General features: G+C 41.1%; 20 protein-coding genes. 12 read left to right on the forward strand and 8 right to left on the reverse strand.

Going from position 1 to position 21,668, the window contains the following annotated elements; translation table 11 throughout:
* The first annotated feature begins 7 nt into the window (after positions 1-7).
* A complete protein-coding gene (gene ppsA / locus BUW93_RS03145; RefSeq protein WP_081209093.1) occupies positions 8-2,380 on the forward strand; it encodes a phosphoenolpyruvate synthase in 2,373 nt (790 codons plus the stop codon).
* A 25-nt stretch (positions 2,381-2,405) separates the two neighbouring features.
* Positions 2,406-5,039 carry a cation-translocating P-type ATPase gene (locus BUW93_RS03150; protein WP_081209095.1) on the forward strand — a complete coding sequence of 878 codons (2,634 nt, stop codon included), beginning with the start codon at positions 2,406-2,408 and terminating at the stop codon, positions 5,037-5,039.
* A gap of 3 nt (positions 5,040-5,042) precedes the next feature.
* Here the strand turns inward: BUW93_RS03150 and BUW93_RS03155 are convergent, their stop codons facing one another.
* Positions 5,043-5,804, reverse strand: coding sequence for an SDR family NAD(P)-dependent oxidoreductase (locus BUW93_RS03155; protein WP_081209097.1), 762 nt, complete (start codon positions 5,802-5,804; stop codon positions 5,043-5,045).
* A gap of 32 nt (positions 5,805-5,836) precedes the next feature.
* The gene (locus BUW93_RS03160; protein WP_081209099.1) at positions 5,837-6,481 is read right to left on the reverse strand and encodes a phosphoribosyltransferase; all 645 of its coding nucleotides are present in this window, start codon (positions 6,479-6,481) and stop codon (positions 5,837-5,839) included.
* 138 nt (positions 6,482-6,619) lie between these two features.
* Between BUW93_RS03160 and BUW93_RS03165 the strand changes: the two genes are divergently transcribed.
* Complete coding sequence (locus BUW93_RS03165; RefSeq protein ID WP_081209101.1) at positions 6,620-7,060, forward strand: hypothetical protein; 441 nt, start codon at positions 6,620-6,622, stop codon at positions 7,058-7,060.
* Positions 7,061-7,104: 44 nt separating this feature from the next.
* On the opposite strand, the gene BUW93_RS03170 is transcribed toward BUW93_RS03165, so the two are convergent.
* Both BUW93_RS03170 and BUW93_RS03175 read right to left on the reverse strand, forming a co-directional pair.
* Entirely contained in the window at positions 7,105-9,396 is a 2,292-nt protein-coding gene (locus BUW93_RS03170; protein WP_081209103.1) for a glycosyltransferase, read from the reverse strand.
* Positions 9,393-10,439: a glycoside hydrolase family 130 protein gene (locus BUW93_RS03175; protein WP_081209105.1), complete on the reverse strand. Its 1,047-nt coding sequence runs from the start codon at positions 10,437-10,439 to the stop codon at positions 9,393-9,395. Before BUW93_RS03175 ends, BUW93_RS03170 begins: the two co-directional genes overlap by 4 nt.
* A 196-nt stretch (positions 10,440-10,635) precedes the next feature.
* Here BUW93_RS03175 and hpf point away from each other — a divergent pair, with 196 nt between their 5' ends.
* Positions 10,636-10,935: a ribosome hibernation-promoting factor, HPF/YfiA family gene (gene hpf, locus BUW93_RS03180; RefSeq protein ID WP_081209107.1), complete on the forward strand. Its 300-nt coding sequence runs from the start codon at positions 10,636-10,638 to the stop codon at positions 10,933-10,935.
* A gap of 57 nt (positions 10,936-10,992) precedes the next feature.
* Here the strand turns inward: hpf and BUW93_RS03185 are convergent, their stop codons facing one another.
* The gene (locus BUW93_RS03185; protein WP_081209109.1) at positions 10,993-11,490 is read right to left on the reverse strand and encodes a DUF456 domain-containing protein; all 498 of its coding nucleotides are present in this window, start codon (positions 11,488-11,490) and stop codon (positions 10,993-10,995) included.
* A gap of 168 nt (positions 11,491-11,658) precedes the next feature.
* Here BUW93_RS03185 and BUW93_RS03190 point away from each other — a divergent pair, with 168 nt between their 5' ends.
* From BUW93_RS03190 to BUW93_RS03205, 4 genes are all read left to right on the forward strand, one after another.
* The gene (locus BUW93_RS03190; RefSeq protein WP_081209111.1) at positions 11,659-12,021 is read left to right on the forward strand and encodes a BlaI/MecI/CopY family transcriptional regulator; all 363 of its coding nucleotides are present in this window, start codon (positions 11,659-11,661) and stop codon (positions 12,019-12,021) included.
* The gene (locus BUW93_RS03195) at positions 12,021-13,562 is read left to right on the forward strand and encodes a M56 family metallopeptidase (RefSeq protein WP_081209113.1); all 1,542 of its coding nucleotides are present in this window, start codon (positions 12,021-12,023) and stop codon (positions 13,560-13,562) included. The genes BUW93_RS03190 and BUW93_RS03195 overlap by 1 nt, the downstream gene beginning before the upstream one ends.
* 379 nt (positions 13,563-13,941) lie before the next feature.
* On the forward strand, positions 13,942-16,002 hold the full coding sequence (locus BUW93_RS03200; RefSeq protein WP_081209115.1) for a lamin tail domain-containing protein: 2,061 nt from the start codon (positions 13,942-13,944) through the stop codon (positions 16,000-16,002).
* Between the two features lie 284 nt (positions 16,003-16,286).
* Positions 16,287-16,760: a hypothetical protein gene (locus tag BUW93_RS03205; RefSeq protein ID WP_081209117.1), complete on the forward strand. Its 474-nt coding sequence runs from the start codon at positions 16,287-16,289 to the stop codon at positions 16,758-16,760.
* A gap of 4 nt (positions 16,761-16,764) precedes the next feature.
* Here the strand turns inward: BUW93_RS03205 and BUW93_RS03210 are convergent, their stop codons facing one another.
* The 3 genes from BUW93_RS03210 to BUW93_RS03220 form a co-directional block, all read right to left on the reverse strand.
* A complete protein-coding gene (locus BUW93_RS03210) occupies positions 16,765-17,016 on the reverse strand; it encodes a hypothetical protein (RefSeq protein ID WP_081209119.1) in 252 nt (83 codons plus the stop codon).
* A gap of 104 nt (positions 17,017-17,120) precedes the next feature.
* Positions 17,121-17,411 carry a YciI-like protein gene (locus tag BUW93_RS03215; protein WP_081209121.1) on the reverse strand — a complete coding sequence of 97 codons (291 nt, stop codon included), beginning with the start codon at positions 17,409-17,411 and terminating at the stop codon, positions 17,121-17,123.
* 53 nt (positions 17,412-17,464) lie between these two features.
* Positions 17,465-18,598: a glycosyltransferase family 2 protein gene (locus BUW93_RS03220; RefSeq protein WP_081209123.1), complete on the reverse strand. Its 1,134-nt coding sequence runs from the start codon at positions 18,596-18,598 to the stop codon at positions 17,465-17,467.
* A 79-nt stretch (positions 18,599-18,677) separates the two neighbouring features.
* On the opposite strand from BUW93_RS03220, the gene ruvC reads away from it, so the two are divergent.
* The 4 genes from ruvC to BUW93_RS03240 all read left to right on the forward strand — a co-directional run bounded on the left by ruvC (position 18,678) and on the right by BUW93_RS03240 (position 21,648).
* Positions 18,678-19,229 carry a crossover junction endodeoxyribonuclease RuvC gene (gene ruvC / locus BUW93_RS03225; RefSeq protein WP_081209125.1) on the forward strand — a complete coding sequence of 184 codons (552 nt, stop codon included), beginning with the start codon at positions 18,678-18,680 and terminating at the stop codon, positions 19,227-19,229.
* A 139-nt stretch (positions 19,230-19,368) separates the two neighbouring features.
* Positions 19,369-20,496 (forward strand): radical SAM family heme chaperone HemW, encoded by a 1,128-nt coding sequence (gene hemW / locus BUW93_RS03230; RefSeq protein WP_081209127.1) that lies wholly within the window; start codon positions 19,369-19,371, stop codon positions 20,494-20,496.
* A gap of 52 nt (positions 20,497-20,548) precedes the next feature.
* Complete coding sequence (locus tag BUW93_RS03235; RefSeq protein ID WP_081209129.1) at positions 20,549-21,295, forward strand: cyclase family protein; 747 nt, start codon at positions 20,549-20,551, stop codon at positions 21,293-21,295.
* A gap of 2 nt (positions 21,296-21,297) precedes the next feature.
* On the forward strand, positions 21,298-21,648 hold the full coding sequence (locus tag BUW93_RS03240; protein WP_081209131.1) for a DUF4260 domain-containing protein: 351 nt from the start codon (positions 21,298-21,300) through the stop codon (positions 21,646-21,648).
* Positions 21,649-21,668 lie beyond the last annotated feature (20 nt).

Here is a 21,668-nt window from a genome sequence, read left to right on the forward strand (position 1 = left end):
CTTAACTATGATGGAGTTTATAAAGAAATTCAGCAACTTATCTCTGGACGATCTTCCACAGGTAGGAGGTAAAAATGCCTCCCTGGGCGAAATGTTTAATGAGCTTTCTTCTGAAGGCGTTTTGGTACCCGATGGTTTTGCGACAACCTCAGACGCTTTTTGGTCTTTTCTGAAGGAGAATAACCTGGACCAAAAACTAAAAGATCTCATCAAGACTCTCGATAAAGATCATTTTGAGAACCTCCCCGAAATTGGAGCTGAAGCGAGAAAGATCATAAAATCTTCTGAGTTTTCCGACGCATTTGCCAATGAAATCAGGCAAGCCTATAAAGAACTGGGCGAAACGCTTAATATTCCGGTAGCAGTAAGAAGCAGCGCCACAGCCGAAGATCTTCCTGATGCTAGTTTTGCAGGCCAGCACGATACATTTTTAAATGTTACCGGCGAAGAAGCCCTTTTAAAGGCCGTTAAAAATTGTTTTGCCTCCCTCTATACAGATCGTGCTATAAAATACCGCGAAGATCACGGTTTTGTACATCACGATATTGCACTATCGGTGGGGGTTCAAAAAATGGTGCGATCAGATACAGGCTGCTCTGGGATTGGCTTCAGCCTGGAACCCGAATCGGGTTTTCGAAATCTCATTCATTTATCGGGAGTATGGGGCTTAGGAGAAACTATAGTGCAGGGGCTGGTGAATCCAGATGAATTTGATGTTTTTAAACCCACCCTTAAAAAAGATAAAAATCCCATCGTTCAGAAAAAGCTGGGCAGAAAAGAGCTCACCATGGTTTATTCTGAATCCAACGGGCATTCCTCTACCGTGACTATGGATACCACTGTTGAAAAACAGGATTCCTACGTTCTAAGCGATGAGGAGGTAATCCAGCTTTCTAAGTGGATTCTGGTGATCGAAGATCATTATTCCCGTCCTATGGATGTCGAATGGGCAAAGGATGGTGAAACCGGGCAACTATATATTACCCAGGCCCGCCCCGAAACTGTACATAGAGAGAAAGAGGGTAGATATCATTTGGAGTACCATCTTACTGAGCATTCTGAAATGCTGGTAAGCGGGAATGCCATAGGATCCAGTATCGCTACGGGGATTGCACGCTACCTTAAATCTCCAACTGAAGCACATAAATTAAAACCCGGGGATATTCTGGTAACTTCAACCACCAGCCCAGACTGGGACCCGCTACTTAAAAGATCGGCAGCAGTAATTACAGACCGGGGAGGTCGCACCAGCCACGCAGCTATTGTAGCCCGGGAGTTAGGTGTGCCTGCAGTAGTAGGAACCAATAATGCTACAGAAATCATTAAGGACGGCCAGGAAATAACTGTTTCCTGTGAAGGCAAAATCGGTTTTGTTTATAAGGGAAAACTGAAATTCGAAAAGAAGGAAATAGATTTTGGTAAAATAAATCTGCCTAATACAGAGGTTAAACTAATCCTTTCCGATCCCGCCAGGGCTTTTCAACTTTCTTTTTATCCCAATAACGGAATAGGCCTGCTACGCATGGAATTTATAATTACTCATCTAATTAAGGTACACCCAATGGCCCTGGTGAAGTTTGACCAGATAAGCGATTCCAAAACAAAAAAAACCATTGAAGATCTCACCTGGCAATACAAAGATAAGAAAGACTACTTTGTAGAGGAATTATCGCGTGGGCTCGCAGTTATGGCAGCGGCTTTTTATCCTAAAGAGGTGATCGTTAGAATGAGTGATTTCAAAAGTAACGAATATGCAAATCTCATAGGCGGAAAACAGTTTGAACCGGAGGAAGAAAACCCGATGCTGGGCTTCCGGGGAGCAGCACGTTATTACCATCCTTTTTATAAAGACGGGTTTGAATTAGAGTGTAAAGCTATTAAAAGGCTAAGGGACGAAATGGGCCTCACCAATGTAAAGGTGATGATTCCGTTTTGCCGAACCCTGGAGGAAGGTAAAAACGTGGTTGGACTGATGAAAAATTTCGGACTGGTTCAGGGAGAGAACGGTCTCGAGATCTATATGATGGTAGAAATTCCTTCTAATGTGATTCTGGCAGAAGAGTTTGCTGAAATTTTCGACGGTTTCTCGATTGGCTCAAACGACCTTACCCAACTTACTCTTGGGGTAGACAGGGATTCAGAGGTAATGGCCGGGGTTTTTGATGAAAATGATGCGGCAGCCAGGGAGATGATCGCCACAGCTATAAAGAAAGCCAATAAGGCTGGTGTGAAAATAGGACTCTGTGGGCAGGCGCCAAGCGATTTCCCTGAATATGCAGCATTCCTCGTAAAAGAAGGCATAAATAGTATTTCTTTTAATCCCGATGCGCTGCTGAAAGGTATTGAAAACATCAATAAAGCCGAAGGAGACCGAGGTTAAATATTTTTAATCAAACGCAGGTATAATGCCCAAACAACCCCATGCGAGAGCGTACCAGGAAATTCTTTCTGAATTTTCTGTAGATCCTGAAAAAGGCCTTTCTGCAGCTGAAGCACAGAAACGCCTGAAACAATACGGGCAAAATAAATTACGTGATGCCAGAACCAAAAACATCTGGTTAATTCTCTTTGAACAATTCCTCGATCCTATAATTTATATTCTTGCGGGAGCAATGGTACTGGCCTTTGCATTTAGCGAGTGGCTGGAGGGATTTGCCGTGTTAATTGTGATTCTTATAACGGCACTCATCGGGTTTTTTATGGAGTGGCAGGCGATAAGATCGGTAGAGGCCCTGCAAAAAATGGTACAAACCGTGGCCACGGTACTTAGAGACTCCAGGACTGAAAAGATAAAGGCTAAGTCATTGGTGCCCGGCGATATTATTGAATTGGAGGCGGGAGACGTTATTCCTGGCGATGCCCGGGTGTTGGGATCCCGGAGTTTTGCAGTAAAAGAAGCCGTTCTCACCGGGGAAAGTAACCAAATTGAAAAAATTGAGGAGAAACTCCCTGAAGACACTCCGCTTGCAGACCGTAGAAATATGCTTTACAAGGGCACTATTGCCGCCAGGGGTAAAGCCAAAGCGATAATCGTAGCCACGGGCACCAAAACCGAAATCGGAAGGATTAGTGAGCTCACCCACGAAGCTAAGAAAGAAACAACTCCGCTGGAAAAAAAGCTCAAAAAACTTAGTTATTGGTTGATTTGGCTAACCCTTGGTCTCGCTTTATTAATTGTAATAACCGGATTTTTCCAGGGTAAAGACCTCACCTTAATGATAAAAACCGGGATCGCCCTGGCTGTAGCTGCCATTCCAGAAGGTCTTCCTATTGTGGCAACTATAGCACTGGCCAGGGGAATGTTGAGGCTCTCCCGGCGGAATGTAGTGATTAAAAAACTGGAAGCTGTACAAACTCTTGGAGAAACAGGAATCATCTGCACCGATAAAACCGGCACGCTTACCGAAAATAAAATGAGTATCCACTATATGGTGCTTTCTTCGGGAGATTATCCTGTTGAAGAAATAAATGCAAAAAGCTTTAAAGACGAGAAAGCCTTTCAAAAAATTATCGAAGTTGCTGCGCTTTGTAACGATAGCAGCCTTCGTGATGGAAAACAAAAAGGGGATGCGGTAGAAATCGCACTTGTTGAATTTCTTGCGGAGCAGGGCTTCAATTATCAGGAAATGCGGGAAAGATATTCCAGAATAGCTGAAATTCCCTTCGATGCAGAGATCAAGAAAATGGCCACCCTCCATACCTATGAAGAACATTATCTCATCACTGTAAAAGGGGCCCTGGAAGCCTTACTCCCGGATTGTGATTTTATTTTAACCCCAGATGGAAAAGAGGATTTCACCGATAAGGATTTTTGGTTAAAAAAAGCTGCTGAGATCGCTGCCGAAGGGATTAGGGTGTTGGCTTTTGCTTACCGGGAATCTCAGGAAAAACCAGAAAATGAACAACTCTTGAAGAATTTGGTTTTTGTGGGGGTTCTTGGTTTTCTGGATCCGCCGCGAAAAGATATTAAACAGGCGATAGAAACCTATAAAAATGCGGGGATTAGGGTGGTGATGATCACAGGGGATCATCCCGATACTGCGCGGAAGATAGGGGAGGAAATAGGTTTAATCGAAAAAGATGCTCCTGTAACCAATGTGATTTTGGGGCGGGAACTGGAAGAATTTGAAACCTTTTCTCCCGAAAAGAAAGAAACCGTCATGGAAGCCGGGATATTTGCCAGGATGGTCCCAAAACAAAAACTTGATCTGGTGGAATTTTATCAGAAAAATAAAGCGATAGTGGGGATGCTTGGAGATGGAGTTAATGACGCTCCCGCTCTCAAAAAAGCAGATATTGGAATAGCGATGGGTATTCGGGGAACAGAGGCTGCCAAGGAAGTAGCCGATGTGATCCTGATGGACGATAAATTTACCTCGACCGAACTGGCTATCCGGCAGGGGCGAACCATCTTTGAAAATATCAGGCAATTTGTGGTCTTTTTGCTTTCCTGTAATCTTGCAGAGATAATTTCTGTGGCACTGGCATCCTTCAGCAACTTGCCTTTACCGCTATTACCCCTGCAAATTCTGTTTTTAAACCTGGTGACAGACGTGTTCCCAGCCCTGGCCCTGGGCGTAGGTAAGGGTGATCCACAGGTCATGAAGCAGCCTCCCCGCGATCCGCAGGAACCCATTCTCACCCGCAAATTGTGGACCTCTACTGTCTTGTATGGCCTTAGTATTACTGCAGCAGTAATAGGAATTGTGGTCTATGCTCATTTGGGCAAAGGCTATCCTGCCCTTGAGGTTAATAATATCGCCTTTTATACCCTGGTCTTAGCACAATTGCTAAATGTTTTTAATCTGCCCCGCCGAAAAACTTCCTTCCTCCTAAATGAGGTGACGAAAAATCCCTGGGTTTGGGTTGCGCTGGTGTTTTCAATTGCTATAATGGTGTTAGTCTATTTTATTCCTATTATGCAGGAGGCCCTATCCCTGGTAGCTTTAAATGAAGAGCAATTCCTGATAATTGCGGGCTTCGCCTTTGCTTCCCTGTTGTTATCACAGATTTTTAAAAAAACAGGCTTAACAAATTAAACCTTATTTGATATACATTCCTCCATCAATTACCTGTTGGGTGCCGGTTATATATTTGCTTTCATCGCTGGCAAGAAAAAGAGCCAGTTGTCCTATTTCTTTTGATTCAGCATAGCGACCAAATGGAATTGAATTTTCAAAACCACCCTTGACTTCTTCTGGATTATCCGGACCGAGTTGATCTTCTATAGACCGCATCATACGGTTGTCTACAGGACCGGGATGTATAGAATTTACCCTTATTTTTCTTTCAGCAAATTCCAGGGCAGCAGTGCGCATAATACCGATAACCCCATGTTTAGAAGCTACATAAGCCCCAAGCTTAGGAAAACCTTTTAATCCTGCAACCGAGCTGGTAATGATAACACTCCCTCCATCTTCCATCCTGGGAATAACATGTTGGCATCCCAGCCATACCCCTTTTAGGTTTACAGCTATAACCCGGTCAAAAACCTCTTCAGGATATTCTGCAATGGAACTGGTTTTACCTTCAATTCCGGCATTGCTGAAGAAAATATCTATCTTACTAAAATTATAAAGACATTTTTCCAAATATTTCTTAGTGTCCCCGGCTTTAGATACATCGGCAGCGAACCATGCTACCTTGTCGCTTTTTAAGCTTTCTGCAGCCTTTTTAAGTTTCTCTTCCTCCAGGTCGGTTAAAAATACTTTAGCACCTTCTGCAAGGAACAACCTGGCTGTTTCCAATCCAATCCCACCGGCGCCCCCGGTGATTAATGCGACTTTGTTTTCTAATCTTTTCATAGTTATTCGTGTTAGATTAATCCCTGAAAATTTTAACCCTTAGGCTTTCCGTATTCCCGGTTGGTTTCGTGCAGTATCTCTATAGCTTCTTTATCGCTTACCGCCCTGAAATCTTCATAAAACTGTCCTACTGCACTGAAATTGAAAGGAGTTTCAAGACAAATTACTTTGCTGATTTCGGGGGAGTTCTTTAATTTTTCAACAGAGGAAGGAGGCGCTACCGGGATGGCCACAATAATTTCCCGGGGCTTTTGTTTGTGCACCAACATGACCGTACTTAAAAGCGTATTCCCGGTAGCGATTCCGTCATCGGTTATAATTATGATTTTGTCCTTTAAATTAACCGGACTGGAATTTTTATGATATTCCCTGTCTCTTTTGCGAAGGAGCTCTCTTATTTTCTCTGTTTGTGTACTGATATATTCTTCTGAAAAATGTTCAGTAGGACTTAGTGTGATATCCTCCAAACTAACTGCACCTATAGCAAATTCTGAATTATAGGGATGGCCTATTTTCTTAGATAAGACTACATCCAGAGGGGCTTCCAGGCTTTTTGCAAGTATAGCTCCTATTGGGAGCCCGCCTCTGGGAATAGCCAACACAACAACTGGCTTTCCCTTGTAGTCTGCCAATTCCCGGCTTAATTGCTCTCCTGCATCTATCCTGTCTGTAAACATGGCTGAGGTTTTGATCTGAAGTTATTATAAAGTTACCTCCCCCCAAATGATAAAAATCAATCTTGCGGCTGTATGATTAAAATCATTATTTTTTATGACTGAAAGAGGTAATTTCAGAAGGAAATAAATTCTTGCATTATGGAAAATTTTAGAAAAAGGCCAAAAGGAGAATTCATGATTCAGGCCAACTGGGAACAGCTCTATTTGCTTACCAAACACTGGGAATCTGATCTGAAATTTTTTAGGGATGATCTGAATTTTCTCAATAAACTTATCGATAAATATTTTATTTGGATAGACAGTGATGAGAGTATAAATGAAGTTTCCAGGATTAGATCTGAGCTTCAGGAAATTCGTTCCCGATGTGAAGATCTGCTTCATAAAACCCAAAAACACCGGGCCCAGTTAGGAGTAATGATGGAGAAGGAGAATGATGACTCCAGGATATTCCGCCTGGAACACGAACACCTTGAAGATGAGGTAACCGATTTCGTGAAATCCTTTAGAAATAACAGAAAAGAAATTTTTAAGATTACCGAATATCTTAAAGATACAGAGGACTTTTCAGGAATTAATTAAATCTAAAACAAACAAAACATCCCATATTTGGTGGGATGTTTTGTTTAACGAAACTCAGGTCTCGAAGCTTTTCTCACCCGTCTTCTTTTTTTTGTTCGTAACGCGTTAGCATGAGAAGACCCGTATTCAGAGCTTTCAGGATAGGATTCCATTATCAGCCTTGCCATTAGGTAACAAATGGTAGACTCGGCACCCTGATTTAAATTCACATTCTCTTTTTCGAGCCCATCTCCACAACCGCCTGTAACGGGGTTGTAGATAATGCGGTTAAGATGATTGTCTCCAAGAAACCAATTGAAAGCTTTTTCCATTTTTATTTTATACTCCGGCTTTTTAAAATGCTGGTAAAAAATATCCAGGGCCTGGATAGTGTAGGCAACATCTATAGGTTGCTCTCCGTAAATTTCCGGTTTTGTATGTTTTTGGTGCCAACCTTTGTTAGAGATCACCCTAAATTTGCCGTTTTTGTACATTTTGGATAACAGGAATTCAAATGATTCCAGTGCAGTATTTTTATACACCTTCTTCCCAGTGGTTAAAAAAGCAAGCAACATGGCCTCGGGGAGGATACTGTTGGCATAGGTGAGGTATTCTTCAAACCATTCCCAGTCCTTTTCCCTGTTCAGATCGTACCTGCTTATTAGATTTTCGGCTAATTTTTCTATTGCTTTTTTAAATTCCTGGTCTTCAAAATTTTCCAGGTAAAGGAAAAGCCCCTTTATGGTAAAGGCTATGGACCGGGGTGATAGAACTCCTGGTATCCAGGACCGGGCTTTGTCCAAACAGCTTTTTGCTCTTTTAATGTATTCAGGAGGAAGATTATGGACTTCACTAACCACCTGGCCAAGTGCCCAGATGGCTCTGGCATTGGAATCTTCCAGGTTTACATAATCGTTTTTAATATGAACCTGGTTATGTTCATCAATATAATTCACAAAATTGCCGGACCCGGTCTGGCATCTTTCAATAAAAGACAAATAGAGATCTATATAATCTAGATCTTCGCTGGTTCTGAAAATATTATAATGCATCAGCATAACAATAAGTGCCCTGGCATTATCATCAAGGGTATATCCCGAATCCCGATCGGGAATGTTTATCTTGGAAAATTGAATCATTCCCAATTCCGTGCTTAGTCTCTTAAGATGATCCAGCTTGATCTTTGGCCTTGAGAATTTAAGGGGCTCATTTTTATCCAGAACGTCCTGGTAGACCTTCGCATGTTGAATAGCGATATTGTCCCAAACACTGGAACTGGTTTTGGTGTAGGCCTGTACAGCCATAAATTTCCGAAGTTTTTTATCTGAAAGTAATTTTATGGCTGCTTCTGAAAGCTGCTTGTGATCACCAATTTTAATGAGGATTCCCAATTCATGGTTAAGGATTTCCCTGGTATGAGGATTGGTAGTGGCAATAATAGGGCAGGCACAACTCATTGCATAAGAAAAAGTGCCACTCACCGCCTGGTTAGGATCCTTGGAGGTAAACAGGTAAACATCTGTGGCCTGTAATAATTCGAGGAGCTGCTTTAACTCCAAATAAGAATCATAAAATTTTACATGAGCTGATAGTTCAAGCTGGTTTACCAGGCTTTTTAAAAACCTCCTGTAATCATCCCTGTTGTTTTTGATATTTCCGGGATGGGTTTTTCCAATTATGAGATATAAGACGTCCGGATGTTGTTTTATGATTTCAGGTAAGGCATATAAAGCCGTCTCAATGCTTTTTCCTGCTCCCAGTAAACCGAAAGTAGATAAGACCAACCTTCCTTTAAACCCATATTTCTCCTTGACCTCTTCGGGGGATTTCCATGCTACCATATGAGTGCCGTGCTGGATAAGCTCCAGGTCTTCTTCCCGAATATCATAAGCCTCCCTCAGAATCTTTACCGATTCCTGGGTCATAACAAAAATTACCTTTGAGAAGGCAGCTAGTTTCTGAACCACCGATTTTAATTCGGGGTTGGGGTTGGGAAGTACCGTATGAAAAGTCATCACAACCGGTTTATTTATCTTTTCTAAAAAATCAAACAGATAAGTGCCGTAATCTCCGCCAAAAAGCCCAAACTCGTGCTGTATATGAATCAGTTTAACTTCAGGATCCCTGTTAATTTCCTCTGCGATACGTACATACTCCTGTTTTTCCTCTGGATTGAAATGATAAGGAAAACCCGGTTTCTGATCTTTTACAATTTCCAGTTCTTTACACTCAAAACTTTTTCCGAATTTACGCTGAATAGATTGCATAGTATCGGTGGTATAGGTAGCTATTCCGCAGGTGGTGGGCGGAAAGGTGGACATAAAGAGGATTTTGGAAGTCTTATTTAAATTTTTCATTCTGATTCCTTTTTTAGTTCATTAAGCAAATTTTTTAATTTAACCGAAGCTACGGCAATACAATCGTCTCCCGCCCCATAGTAGATATACAAATCCTCTCCGAAAACGGCCGTGCCGGTAGGGAATACCACATTGTCTACCACTCCCTTTTTTTCATATTCTTCGGTAGGAGAGAATAAGGGAGTTTTCAATTTGGAAATCAGTTTTCTGGGTTCTTGCAGGTCCAGTAATGCAGCCGAAGCGTGGTAAACCAATCCTTTCACGGTGGTCTCTACCGCGTGATATATAAGAAGCCAGCCCTCTTCGGTTTCAATGGGGGGACAGCCGGCCCCAACGTGACTGCATTCATAATGGTACCGCGGGCGTAAAACAATATGTTCGCGCAAATTCTTCACATAATCCCGCCAGAATGCCCGACTGAGATCTTCTTTCTCTTCAAAATAAAAGATTTGAATGGAAGGCCAAAGGCGATGAAGCACAGCAAATTTTCCATTTATTTTTTTCGGGAAGAACATCACATTTTTATCCCATACATAAATCTTTCCCTTCATTAATTCGTTGAGCTTATACCGCACGAAAAGTTCGTAGAAGAGCAGGTGTTTTTCACTTATTTTTTCGAAGTTTTCTCTGATGAGCTCTGAATATTCTTCATAGTTAAAGACAGGAGTAAGAATGCCCTGGCGGGTGAAATTTTTCAGATCTTTAGAGGTGGCATAAGCGCCAAAAACATTGATGCCGTCAAAGGCCGAATAAGTAAGATAATAGGTGTCTTCAATTTTGGCGATTCTGGGATCCTCTGTCCCCTGGAATTCATAGGTTTCTGTGGGGAAAAATATGGGGGAGGTGTTTCTTTTGACAACCTCCAGTGGACCCTCCAACCGGCAATAGCCCAAACTCGAATAGTTGCCAATGCGCACAGCCCGGTAGAAGATATGCACGGTGTCATCCTCTTTTATTACTGCAGGATTAAAAACCCCTTCATTTTCAAAATTGTGTGGGGTCTTCTCCAGTATCACTCCGTGTTTTTTTACTTCCAGCGGCATTATGAGGTGAATTATTAAAGGTAAAAATGAATAAAAAGAACCTTTAAAGCTATGATATTTATCAAGTTAAAGATTTGTGCGGGCAATAATCTTTTGTTAAAAATGCCTTGTTGATTAAAGTGAATTTTAGCTGATGCCGGTCATATTAATTTTAGGGAGTTCGATGTAAATTAGGGTAATCATTAAAACATCTACTATGCATATCAATATACAGTTTGTGAAGATCAAAAACAGCGAAGCTTTAGCTGAATTTATCAACCAACAACTCGAAAAATTACAGAATAAGTATGAATGGCTTATCCGGGCTGAGGTTTTCATCAAATGGGAAAGTCAGGCAATTGGAAGGGATAAGATCTGCGAAATAGAACTCAGTGCTCCGGGGCCAAGAATTTATGCTGAAGCCAGGGCAGAGAATTTTGAATTAGCCGTGAAAAATACTGTTGCAGAACTTGAACAACAACTTAAAAAGCGAAAAGCAGTTTTTCAGAATTATTAATTAGTTTAGGTGTTAATTTTTGACCCGGCGCGAGCCGGGTTTTTTCTTTTCCAAAATTTAAAACAAAAGATCACGGTATTCCCATACCTTATAAATAAACAGGAATAAAAAGCCTATGGCAACAAGAAATTCCATAAATGTTGAGGCCAGTAAGCCTACAAAAGAACCAAAAGCCGCCCGAACCGCCGCTCTTGAATCGCTTTTATTGATGATCTCTCCAATAAAAGCTCCCACAAAAGCCCCTATGATAATACCAAAAGGAATGGGAGTAAAAATACCTATTACCAGGCCAATAGTTGCGCCCCACATGCCGGTCTTACTTCCTCCATACCTTTTTGTGCCAATAGCAGGGATCACCAATTGAAGCACATAAATTAGCATGGCTATGGCTAAAGTAATCCCCAAAAATAAATAGTTAACAGGCACCGAAGGAGCGAGATACAAAAATAATAAACCTATCCAGCTAACCTGAACTCCCGGCAATACCGGAAGAAAACTACCCAGAATTCCGGTTATGATTAAAATACCGCCGAGAATTATAAAGAGTAAATCCATAGTGCGTATGCTATTTTTAAGGGAAGTTACGAATTAAAAGAAATTTCCCTGAAAATATTTTTAACTAAAACATTAGGTGCAACTAAATAATTAGTTTATATTAGCAGGCATAGAGGATAAAATGAATAAATAGATTTCTGCCTTCGCGGAAATAACAAAGCAACTACTATGAAACAACTAACCAAAGCAGAAGAAGAGATCATGCAGATCCTCTGGAAACTGGAAAAGGCCAATGTCGCTTCTATCATAGAAGAAATGCCCGAGCCTAAGCCAGCATATAACACGGTTTCTACTATTGTGCGAATCCTGGAAGACAAAGGTTTTGTAGACCACGAGAAGAAGGGAAAAGGCTATTTGTATTTTCCGCTGCTTGAGCGGGAAACCTATAGCAACCAGAGCATTAATAAACTAATGAACTCTTATTTTAATGGGTCTTTTAAAAGTATGCTTTCGTTTTTTATGAAAAATAATGATATGACTACCAAAGACCTAGAGGCAATTTTAAAAGAAATCGATAAAAAAGAGGAATAATGGCACATTATATCTTACAGGTAATATTATTTCAGTTAGTCTTTCTGCTGGTCTATGAGTTTTTGTTGAAAAAAGAAACATTTTTCCTTGCCAACCGTTGGTATCTATTACTTACTCCGGTCTTTTCACTTCTCCTGCCTTTGCTGAAAATTGAAGCTTTAGCCGGCCTTTTTCCCGAGGAATCCACAGCGGTTTGGTCTAATATTCTGTTGCCTGAAGTTTTTCTGGGAGGGACAGCCCAAAATGTTCAGAATTTACCTGAAGTAATTATAAACCAGCAACAGTATTTTCAGATCAACTGGTGGTTGATGGTATATTTTGGCGGTGCTTTGCTGAGTATTCTTCTGTTTTTTAAGAAGTATCAAAGTCTAAACCGACTCTTTAGCTTCAGCAGAATTTCAGAAGAAAAAGAGTTCAGGATTATTGAAGTCCCAAACTCAAAAATTGCCTGTACATTTTATAAAACGATTTTCCTGGGCGACCGACTTTCCGAAGAAGAAAAACAACAGATCCTCTCGCACGAATTGGTGCATGTAAGACAAAAACACAGCCTGGACCTGGTTTTTTTCGAGCTACTAAAGATCATTTTCTGGTTTAATCCCCTGGTTTATATTTTCCAGCATAGGATTGCTGTCTTGCACGAGTTCATCGCCGATGCGAGCGTGGTTAAAACCACTAAAAAACGCAATTATTATGAGCAGTTGCTCAACACTGCCTTCAATACCCGTAATATTTCATTTATCAATCAATTTTTCAATCATTCATTAATCAAAAAACGAATACTTATGTTACAAAAATCAAGATCAAAATCAATCGCAAAATTTAAGTTTCTCGTCATCGTACCGCTCCTGCTTATAATGCTCACTTATGTGGCGTGTTCGCAGGATAAAGCTTCTGATGAACTTCAAACCCAAAATTTAGAAAATGAAAATCTTACTATTCAGGTTGAGAATCTAAGTGATTTTACGCCGGGAGAAAAAGAAGAGCTTTCAGAAGTTATGAAAGTAATGAATTCCACTTCAGATTATAAAGAGGTAAGAATGACCGATGGTAAAAAAACTATCATTTATTCTGTGAATACCCCTGATGGCACACCTTCAATTACGGTTGAGAATAATGGCGAAAAGGAACCGTATATCAGGGGAAAAGAGGTTGCAATGGATAAGGATCAGAAAAGTAGTGAAGTACCCTTCGCTGTAATCGATGAGGTGCCGGTTTTCCCAGGCTGTGAAGACCTGGAAAGCCTGGAATTAAGAAAACATTGTATGAGTTCTGGAATTACTGATTTTGTTAGCTCAAATTTTAATGTTAAGGAAATGCGGCAATATGCCGAGCAAGGTATCAACCGGGTAATCGTTCAGTTTAAAATCGATGCTACAGGCCAGGTAGTGAATGCCAAAGCCCGTGCAAGCAGTCCGGAACTTGAAGCAGAGGCCATTCGCGTGGTAAACGCTTTACCTAAAATGGAACCCGGAAAACAGAGAGGTAAGGAAGTTGGAGTGATGTACTCCCTTCCAATAGTTTTTCAGGGAGGGGAATAGAACCTATAATTTCTAAAGCAATAGTTGGCCTGTCCAAAAAAATATTTTGAGGCAGGCCTTGTTATTTATTACTTCTTTTTCAGGCTCTTCCCGGATTTTTTAATTTGTATGTGCTTACCAGAATACCAGGAAAAAAGAGAGTGTTTCTGTTACTTTCCTTTGGATGATTTATAACCCCCCGGCCCGTTCTTCTTCAATGTGCTTAAGAATATCGATCTTAACAAATAGCTTTGATCCTTAAAGATTTATGTCTTAAAAGAAATAAATTCCCGTGTTTTGGATGACTTTCGTTACTCCCTGAGAACCTCCTGTGGTCTATCTTTAATAGAGGGTTCTGTAAGCAGGATCTGCCATTGTGTTTAACTAAAATTATGGGGTCATGAAAAAACTTTTACTTTTCTTATTAGGAATAATACCGGTTTTATTGTCCGGGTCAATATGGAGTCAGGAAACCGACTTTCCATATACAGAAGGCTTTGAAGACAGCTTCACTATACAAAATGAGAACTTTATTCCCAACTGGTCAGGGAACGAGGTAGATGGAATTAGAATTTTTCAGGAGGATTTTTTTACAAGAACAGGAGATTATTCATTAGGGCTTTGGCCGGTAGTGGAAGAGGGGGAAGATGAGGAAGAAGTAGAGATCTTTGCACAGGTTCGTCTCGATCTTAGTGGCCTGGAAAATGTTGCTGCCAATTTCTGGGTGGCTACCAGGGCAACAGGGGCTATGAAACACGTAAAGCTATTCATGCAGGTTTCCACAGATGGAGGACTTAGCTTTGGCTCCAGGATTTTAATGGGTTCGGATCACCGGGGGTTCAATAATGTAGATTCTGAGTTCAAAGAATTTACTTATGCTTTGCATCCAGCCGCTTTTAATAACAGCAATGTGGTACTGCGATTTCTCACTAAAGCAGGAGCCCGTAAGGGAACAGCTGCAAAGGTTCTTATCGATGATGTGCTGATCTACGCCGCAGAGAGTGATATTTTTCCTCCTGTTGCTCTTGAGCCCAAACCCTTAAATATTGATGAGATACAAATAGAATTCAGTGAACCGGTAAACCACACTGCCCTGGATATATCAAATTATAGCCTGAATTCAATACCCGTTGAAGGATGGGTTGAAATTTCAGCAGAAGGGGATTTGGTTGTACTCCATCTAGCCAATCCTATTGGCATAGGTAAATATTATGAACTTGGAATAGCCAATGTCCAGGACCTCGCAGGCAATGTTATGCAAGCTATGACTTCAGATATCATTTACAACCCACTGCGGGAAGGCCTGGTAATAACCGAGATCATGTATGACGAACCTCCTAAAGAACAAAATGACGATCTTGAATTTATCGAGTTGTATAATGCCACCGATGAAGCAATAGAATTGGGCGGTTTGAGAATTAAAGGCGGGATCACCAGCGGCCGTTTACCCGAGTATACCCTGCAACCCGGAGCATACTGGGTAACAGCAAAAAATGCTGAAATCTTTACTGATTTCTTCGGTGTTCCAGCCTATGAATGGCATGGGGCAAACTTAAGCAATGATGAACCGGAGACCATTTATATAATAAATACCGATCATCATTCTGATCTTAGGATTGATCTGGTTACCTATGGTATTGGATCACCATGGCCCGAAGGTGCTGCGGGAGTTGGTTACTCTATGGAGCTTTGTGATGCCAGCCTGGATAATAACGATCCCGCCAATTGGAGTGATGCTACTATGTATGCAGGCACTTATAAAGGATACGATATCTATGCTAGTCCGGGGAAAAGTTGCTGTACCTCAGAGATTCTTGTCGATGCAGGGCCAGATAAGATAGTTTATACCGGTTTACCTGATAAGTTTAGTTGCACTGAATTGTCTGTTATGGCATCCGGAGGAACACCTCCATATACCTACAGCTGGACATCCCTGCCTGAGTTTTCTGGATCTGAAGTAGAAGTATGTCCGGAGGTTACCACTACCTATACTGTAAGGGTAACAGATGCGCAGGGTTGCTCAGCCATCGATGAAGTTAGCGTTTTGGTATCGGATATTTCTGAAAAGAGGAAAATCGAACTGTGTTATAACGAAAAAACTCTTTCAGTTCCACCGGCTGCAGTTAAATCTTTCCTTGCTAAAGGAGCGCTACTAGGGGCCTGTGTGGATCTTTCAGGTACTACTAATTCCCAGGATGAAATTGTAAATATCAATATATATCCTAATCCATCTACCGGACCAGTAACTCTTGAATTTAAAACCCTCTTTGAAGGTAGAGCTTCTGCAGAGGTCTTTAATCTTTCAGGGAAAAGGATGGAAACTCTCTTTTTAGGGAATGTATTGGCCGAAAAAAATTATAATTTTAAACTGGATGTTGGTAACTGGCCAAATGGATTTTATCTCTTTGTAGTGAAAACCGGGGGAACCACTATTTCCCGGCAATTTATAGTTCGGAAATAATATCTTTTCTGAATAAAGAGACCGGGATTATCCCGGTCTCTTTATTTTCCTGGAAAAATTTTCTCGCCCTCTCCTGTTTTTTGAAAAAATACAGGATCAATCTGTCACAGATTGCTGCAGGATATCTTAATTCAGGATAAGCCTTAAAATGGTTTCTTTATCTTTTCCTTTTCTGCAGCAGCAGTAAAAGTTTTTTGTCCTTTTAAGCAAGAGCAGCCGTTTGATAAGATAGAAGTTCCCTTCATTTTCCTTACTTTTGTCTAAAGTCTAAGCGCAGTTTGCTAATGAAAAGAACTTTACTCCTGCTTTTACCTATTTTCTTGTTTGCCTGTAATTTCGAGACCAAGAAGATATCTTCGGAAGAGGTGCTGGAAGTCGAATCCCAAAGCCTTAACTGGAAGGAAGTAGACGAATATCCCGCCTTTGAAGACTGCCAGAATGAAACGGAGCTCACCGCAGCACGAGACTGTTTTGAGCGGGAAGTCGCCGAAAGTGTCTATGCTTACCTGGCTAAACAACAACCTGTGGTGACCGAAGCTATTAACGATACTTTATTGTTGTATTTAGAAATAAGTAAGGAAGGCCGGCCCAGGATCGATTCGGTGGAGATCGATTCTACCACCATAAACCAGTTACCGGAAATCAGAACCTGGCTCACTCAAAGCATCGATTCCCTGCCAAAAATTTATCCCGCCAGCAAACGAGGCATCCCTGTTTCTACGGTGTTTAAAATGCCCATCCTAATTAAGGCGGAATAAACTTTTATACTCCCAGCATCATTTCGTCGAAATCAGTAACCTGCTTATCCTTATAATCATTCAGCAGATTGCAAATGAGATTCCCTATGGCATCATGGCGTTCCTGAGCCTTAGTCATAAACTGGATTTTACTCCAACCTCTAATATCACAAATCATCATTCCTTTGGCGTCCCTAATGGTTTGTGCCGAGTCTTCATAGTGTACCGGGAAATCTATTGTAGATATTGCCAGTAATGTTTTCTCAATACTTGTCATAACTTATTTTCGGCAAAAATAATTCCTTTATGAGCATTAAGCTGTTACCTCAATATTAAAGAAGATTGAAGCAGTATTAAAGTATGGTTAATTAAGTTATTCTCTTATTGCTCAAAACAATTTCCAATCACCACATTCCATTGGCGAATCTCCGATTTTGCAATGAGGCCGTTTTGAACATACGGATCTTGTCTGGCAAATTCAGCAACCTCTTTTTCCGATTCCGTTTTAAAGACCAATATGGCTTCATCGGTCGGATCGGCTAAAGCTCCACCGAGTACCAGCAACCCACGATCGGCATAGTCTTTTGCCAGTTTAAGATGTTCCTCCCTGTATTTTCCCCGCTCTTCCATATAGGTTGGGATGAGACTGTACTTTAAAATAAAATAGTTCATAATTCTAATTTTTAAATTCCTACTTCTAAGCTCGTACTTTCAATTTCACACCTCTAATTTCTAAATTTCCTTCCTTTCCATTCATAACCCGAAACAAGTGATTTTAAAGCCACATAAGTCGAGAAAAATGGATAGGCCAGGCTACTCCAGAAATAACTACGCAATACTGCCTCGCGTTGAAAAAACCTTGCTGAAAGATATAGAAGTCCGAAATCAAAATTAAATTTCAAAAGAAAGATGATTAATATAGGATAATAAGGCCAAATCTCCATCAAGGCCAAAACTGCTCCCAATACGAGTCCGACATTCATTAATAACACAATGGCTCCCGTAAATTTAGAGAACAAACTTTTATATGCCGGAGCCTTAGCTGCCCAGCGAATGCGTTGTGAGATCAAGGCGTGTAAATTCTTTTGCGGCCGGGTCTTTACAATAGCATCCCGACTTTTTAAATAAGCTACTTTATATTTTTCCTGCTGAAATTTCTGAAGCAAAAACACATCATCTCCGCTTGCTATTGCATCATTACCACTAAACCCAGCTACTTTAAGAAACGCTTCTTTGCGGTAGCATAAATTTGCCCCGTTGCACATAAAAGCCTGCTGGATTCCAAAAGCTCCTGCGCCCGCTGCCTGCAAACTTAAAACATCCAATTCTTCAAAGATCTGAAAAGACTTTGTAGTTTTCCCCCCTTGGGGAGAGAGGGATACCGGGCCGGCAATTAATGAAAGTTTTGTTTTAGAAATAAAATCATTAAAAGTCTTTAGCCAGAGTTTTGGTGCCCTGCAATCGGCATCGGTGGTGAGGATATAATCAAATTTAGCTTTCTCAATTGCCGTTGTGATGGCATCTTTTTTTGGAGAATTCGACCAACGTTCATTTTCCAGGATTTTAATGCTGAAGTGGGGGTGTTTTTCCTGAAATTCCTTACAAATTTTTACCGAATTATCTACTGAGGCATCGTTCACCAGCAAAACTTCAAATTTATCTTTGGAATATTGGATTTCGGCTAGTGAGTTTAATAAAACCGGTAAATTTTTGGCTTCATTTCTAAAGGGGATGATAATCGAAAACCCGGTTTGTGCAGGAGAGAAGTCGGCGGAGAATTCAGGGATTTGTCGCCAGCCGTAGATCAGGGAGATCATTAGGATGAGGTAGGCGATACTTATAAAGATGAAAATTATCATTGGGCTTTAGAATTCCTTAGCTTTGCCTGGCTGCCCGAAATTACGTAATTTTTGACGGCTTTAAACCCCAACTGCGATTTTGAAGAGCGAAAAAATCATTTTAGGAATCGATCCCGGAACCACGATAATGGGCTTCGGACTTATCAAGGTGGAAAATAAAAAAATGCAATTCCTGCAACTCAACGAATTGCAGCTGAGTAAATATTCCGATCCGTACATCAAATTAAAGCTCATTTTTGAGCGTACCATAGAACTTATAGACACTTACAATCCCGACGAGATCGCGATCGAGGCGCCTTTCTTCGGAAAAAATGTGCAATCTATGCTGAAGTTGGGCCGGGCGCAAGGAGTTGCGATGGCCGCCGGACTTTCCCGCCAGATCCCCATCACCGAATACCTACCGAAGAAAATTAAAATGGCAATTACGGGGAATGGAAACGCTAGCAAGGAACAGGTGGCCAGGATGCTACAAAGTCTGCTTAGCCTGAAATCTTTACCCAAAAATCTCGACTCAACCGATGGCCTCGCCGCGGCGGTTTGCCATTTTTATAATTCAGGCCGCACCGAGATAGGCAAAAGCTACACAGGTTGGGAGGCTTTTGTGAAGCAGAATCCGAAAAAAATCAAATAACAATTAGCAATTAACAGTTAACATTAAAAATTAATAATGAACAAATCAACTGATAATCCGTTATCTGAAAAATCCTATTCTTTTGCTTTAAAAATAAATAAGAAGTATTTGATCATTGTTAAATGATAATTGATAACTGATGTCTGGTATCTACATCCATATTCCCTTTTGTAAGCAGGCCTGTCATTACTGCGACTTTCATTTTTCGACATCTATGAAAAAGAAAGATCAGCTGGTGGATATGTTATGCAAGGAATTGGTGCTCCGGAAAGATGAATTGCCCGATGCTGAAATTCAAACCATCTATTTTGGCGGGGGAACACCCAGCTTGCTTTCTACTGAAGAACTTGATAGGATTTTCGAAACGATTTATGCCGAATATCAAATCACAAAAGATCCCGAAATCACTCTTGAGGCCAATCCCGACGACCTTTCTATGGAAAAAATAGAAATGCTGGCCGCTTCGAAAATCAATCGGCTCAGTATTGGGGTGCAGTCGTTTTTTGAAGAAGACCTGCAGTTGATGAACCGGGCGCATAATTCAAAAGAAGCCCTGGAAAGCATTCAACTGGCCAGTAAATATTTCAAAAATATTTCCATAGACCTTATTTACGGGGTGCCGGGGATGAGTGAGGAGCGCTGGAGGGAGAACCTGGAAATCGCTCTGGAGCTAGGTGTACCCCATATTTCCAGCTACGCTCTTACCATAGAACCCAATACCGCACTTCAGAAATTCATCGAAAAAGGCAAAGTGAAACCCGTTGATGATGAAGCTGCCAGGAGGCATTTTGAAATTTTGGTGGAAACATTGACCAATAACGGATTTGAGCATTACGAATTTTCCAATTTCGGGAAACCCGGTTATTTTTCTCAAAACAATACGGCCTATTGGCTTGGTAAAACCTACCTTGGGATAGGCCCTTCGGCTCATTCCTACGATGGAAATACAAGAAAATGGAATGTGACCAATAATAGCCTCTACATCAAAGCCCTGGCGAAAGACCAGATACCACAGCAAACAGAAAAGCTCTCCACCGCCGATAAATTCAATGAATATGTGATGACCCGGCTTCGTACAAAGTTTGGAGTTTCCCTGGTGGAGGTAGAAGAAAAGTTCGGAGTTGATTACAAGCTGCACATTCTAAAAAATGCAAGCCCGCTTCAGCAAAAGCAACTTTTGGAAGAAAGAAATGGGGTTTTGCATATCACGGCTAAAGGAAAATTTCTCAGCGATGGGATCGCGGCCGATCTTTTCTATCTTGGTTAAATGCCTATACATATTCCAATAATTTTTCTTTCCCTTTTCGTAATTTTACAGGATGCTAGCGAACATTAACCATAAGGACAAGACTTATCAGATAGACCTTTCCAAACCTCTGGATATTTCTTTGAGTTTACGGGGTGACTCCAAAAATCCCATAGCCTGGTATTTGGGTCCACCGGTGATAGAGCCGGTGAAAGATGGCGATTTTATAGGCAAGGTTACTGAAGGTGCTGCGGTAAATTTCAATAATGTAAAATTCAATCCGCACGCTCACGGTACGCATACCGAATGTGTGGGGCATATTACCAGGGAATTCCACAGTATCAATCAAACCCTGAAGAACTTTTTCTTTACCGCAAAAGTGATTTCTGTGACTCCGGAAAACTGGTTGGAGGATATGGAAATCACCCAGGTTATGATCCAAAAGCTTCTGAAAAAGGGAGAGACCGATGCTTTGGTGATAAGAACGCTTCCAAATTATATCGAAAAACGCAGTCGGAAATATTCACATACCAATTGGCCTTTTTTAAGCGAAAATGCCGCTACTTATATTCGTGAATGTGGAGTGCAGCATTTGCTCATCGACCTGCCATCTGTAGACAAGGAAAAGGATGATGGGAAATTACTGGCTCATAAAGCCTTTTGGAACTATCCCAAAAATACCCGTTTTGAGGCTACCATAACCGAACTTATCTATGTGCCGAATTCAATCCCGGATGGGGAGTATTTGCTGAATCTGCAAATCGCTTCTTTCGAGAACGATGCCGCTCCCTCCAAACCTGTTTTGTATAAACTTCTGTAATTATGAAATTCACCCTTAAACTGGAAGAACTGGCAATGTTTCTTCTGGGAATTTTTGCCTTTAGTCAGCTGGACTTTGCCTGGTGGTGGTTTTTATTGCTATTTCTCGCTCCCGATCTTGGAATGCTGGGCTATCTTTTCGGAAATAAACCCGGGGCCCTGTTCTATAATATTTTTCACCATAAAGGCCTCGCGATTTTATTCTGGTTTGTAGGCTTAGGTCTTCAGAAGGAAGTAATTCAATTAATAGGCGTAATTTTGTTCGCCCACGCTTCATTTGATAGAATGCTGGGCTACGGACTCAAATATGAGACCGGATTTAAATACACGCATTTGGGAGAAATTGGAAAATAAATCTTATTCAAATCCCTCCC

The sequence above is a fragment of the Salegentibacter sediminis genome (assembly GCF_002078605.1).
GTDB lineage: Bacteria > Bacteroidota > Bacteroidia > Flavobacteriales > Flavobacteriaceae > Salegentibacter > Salegentibacter sediminis.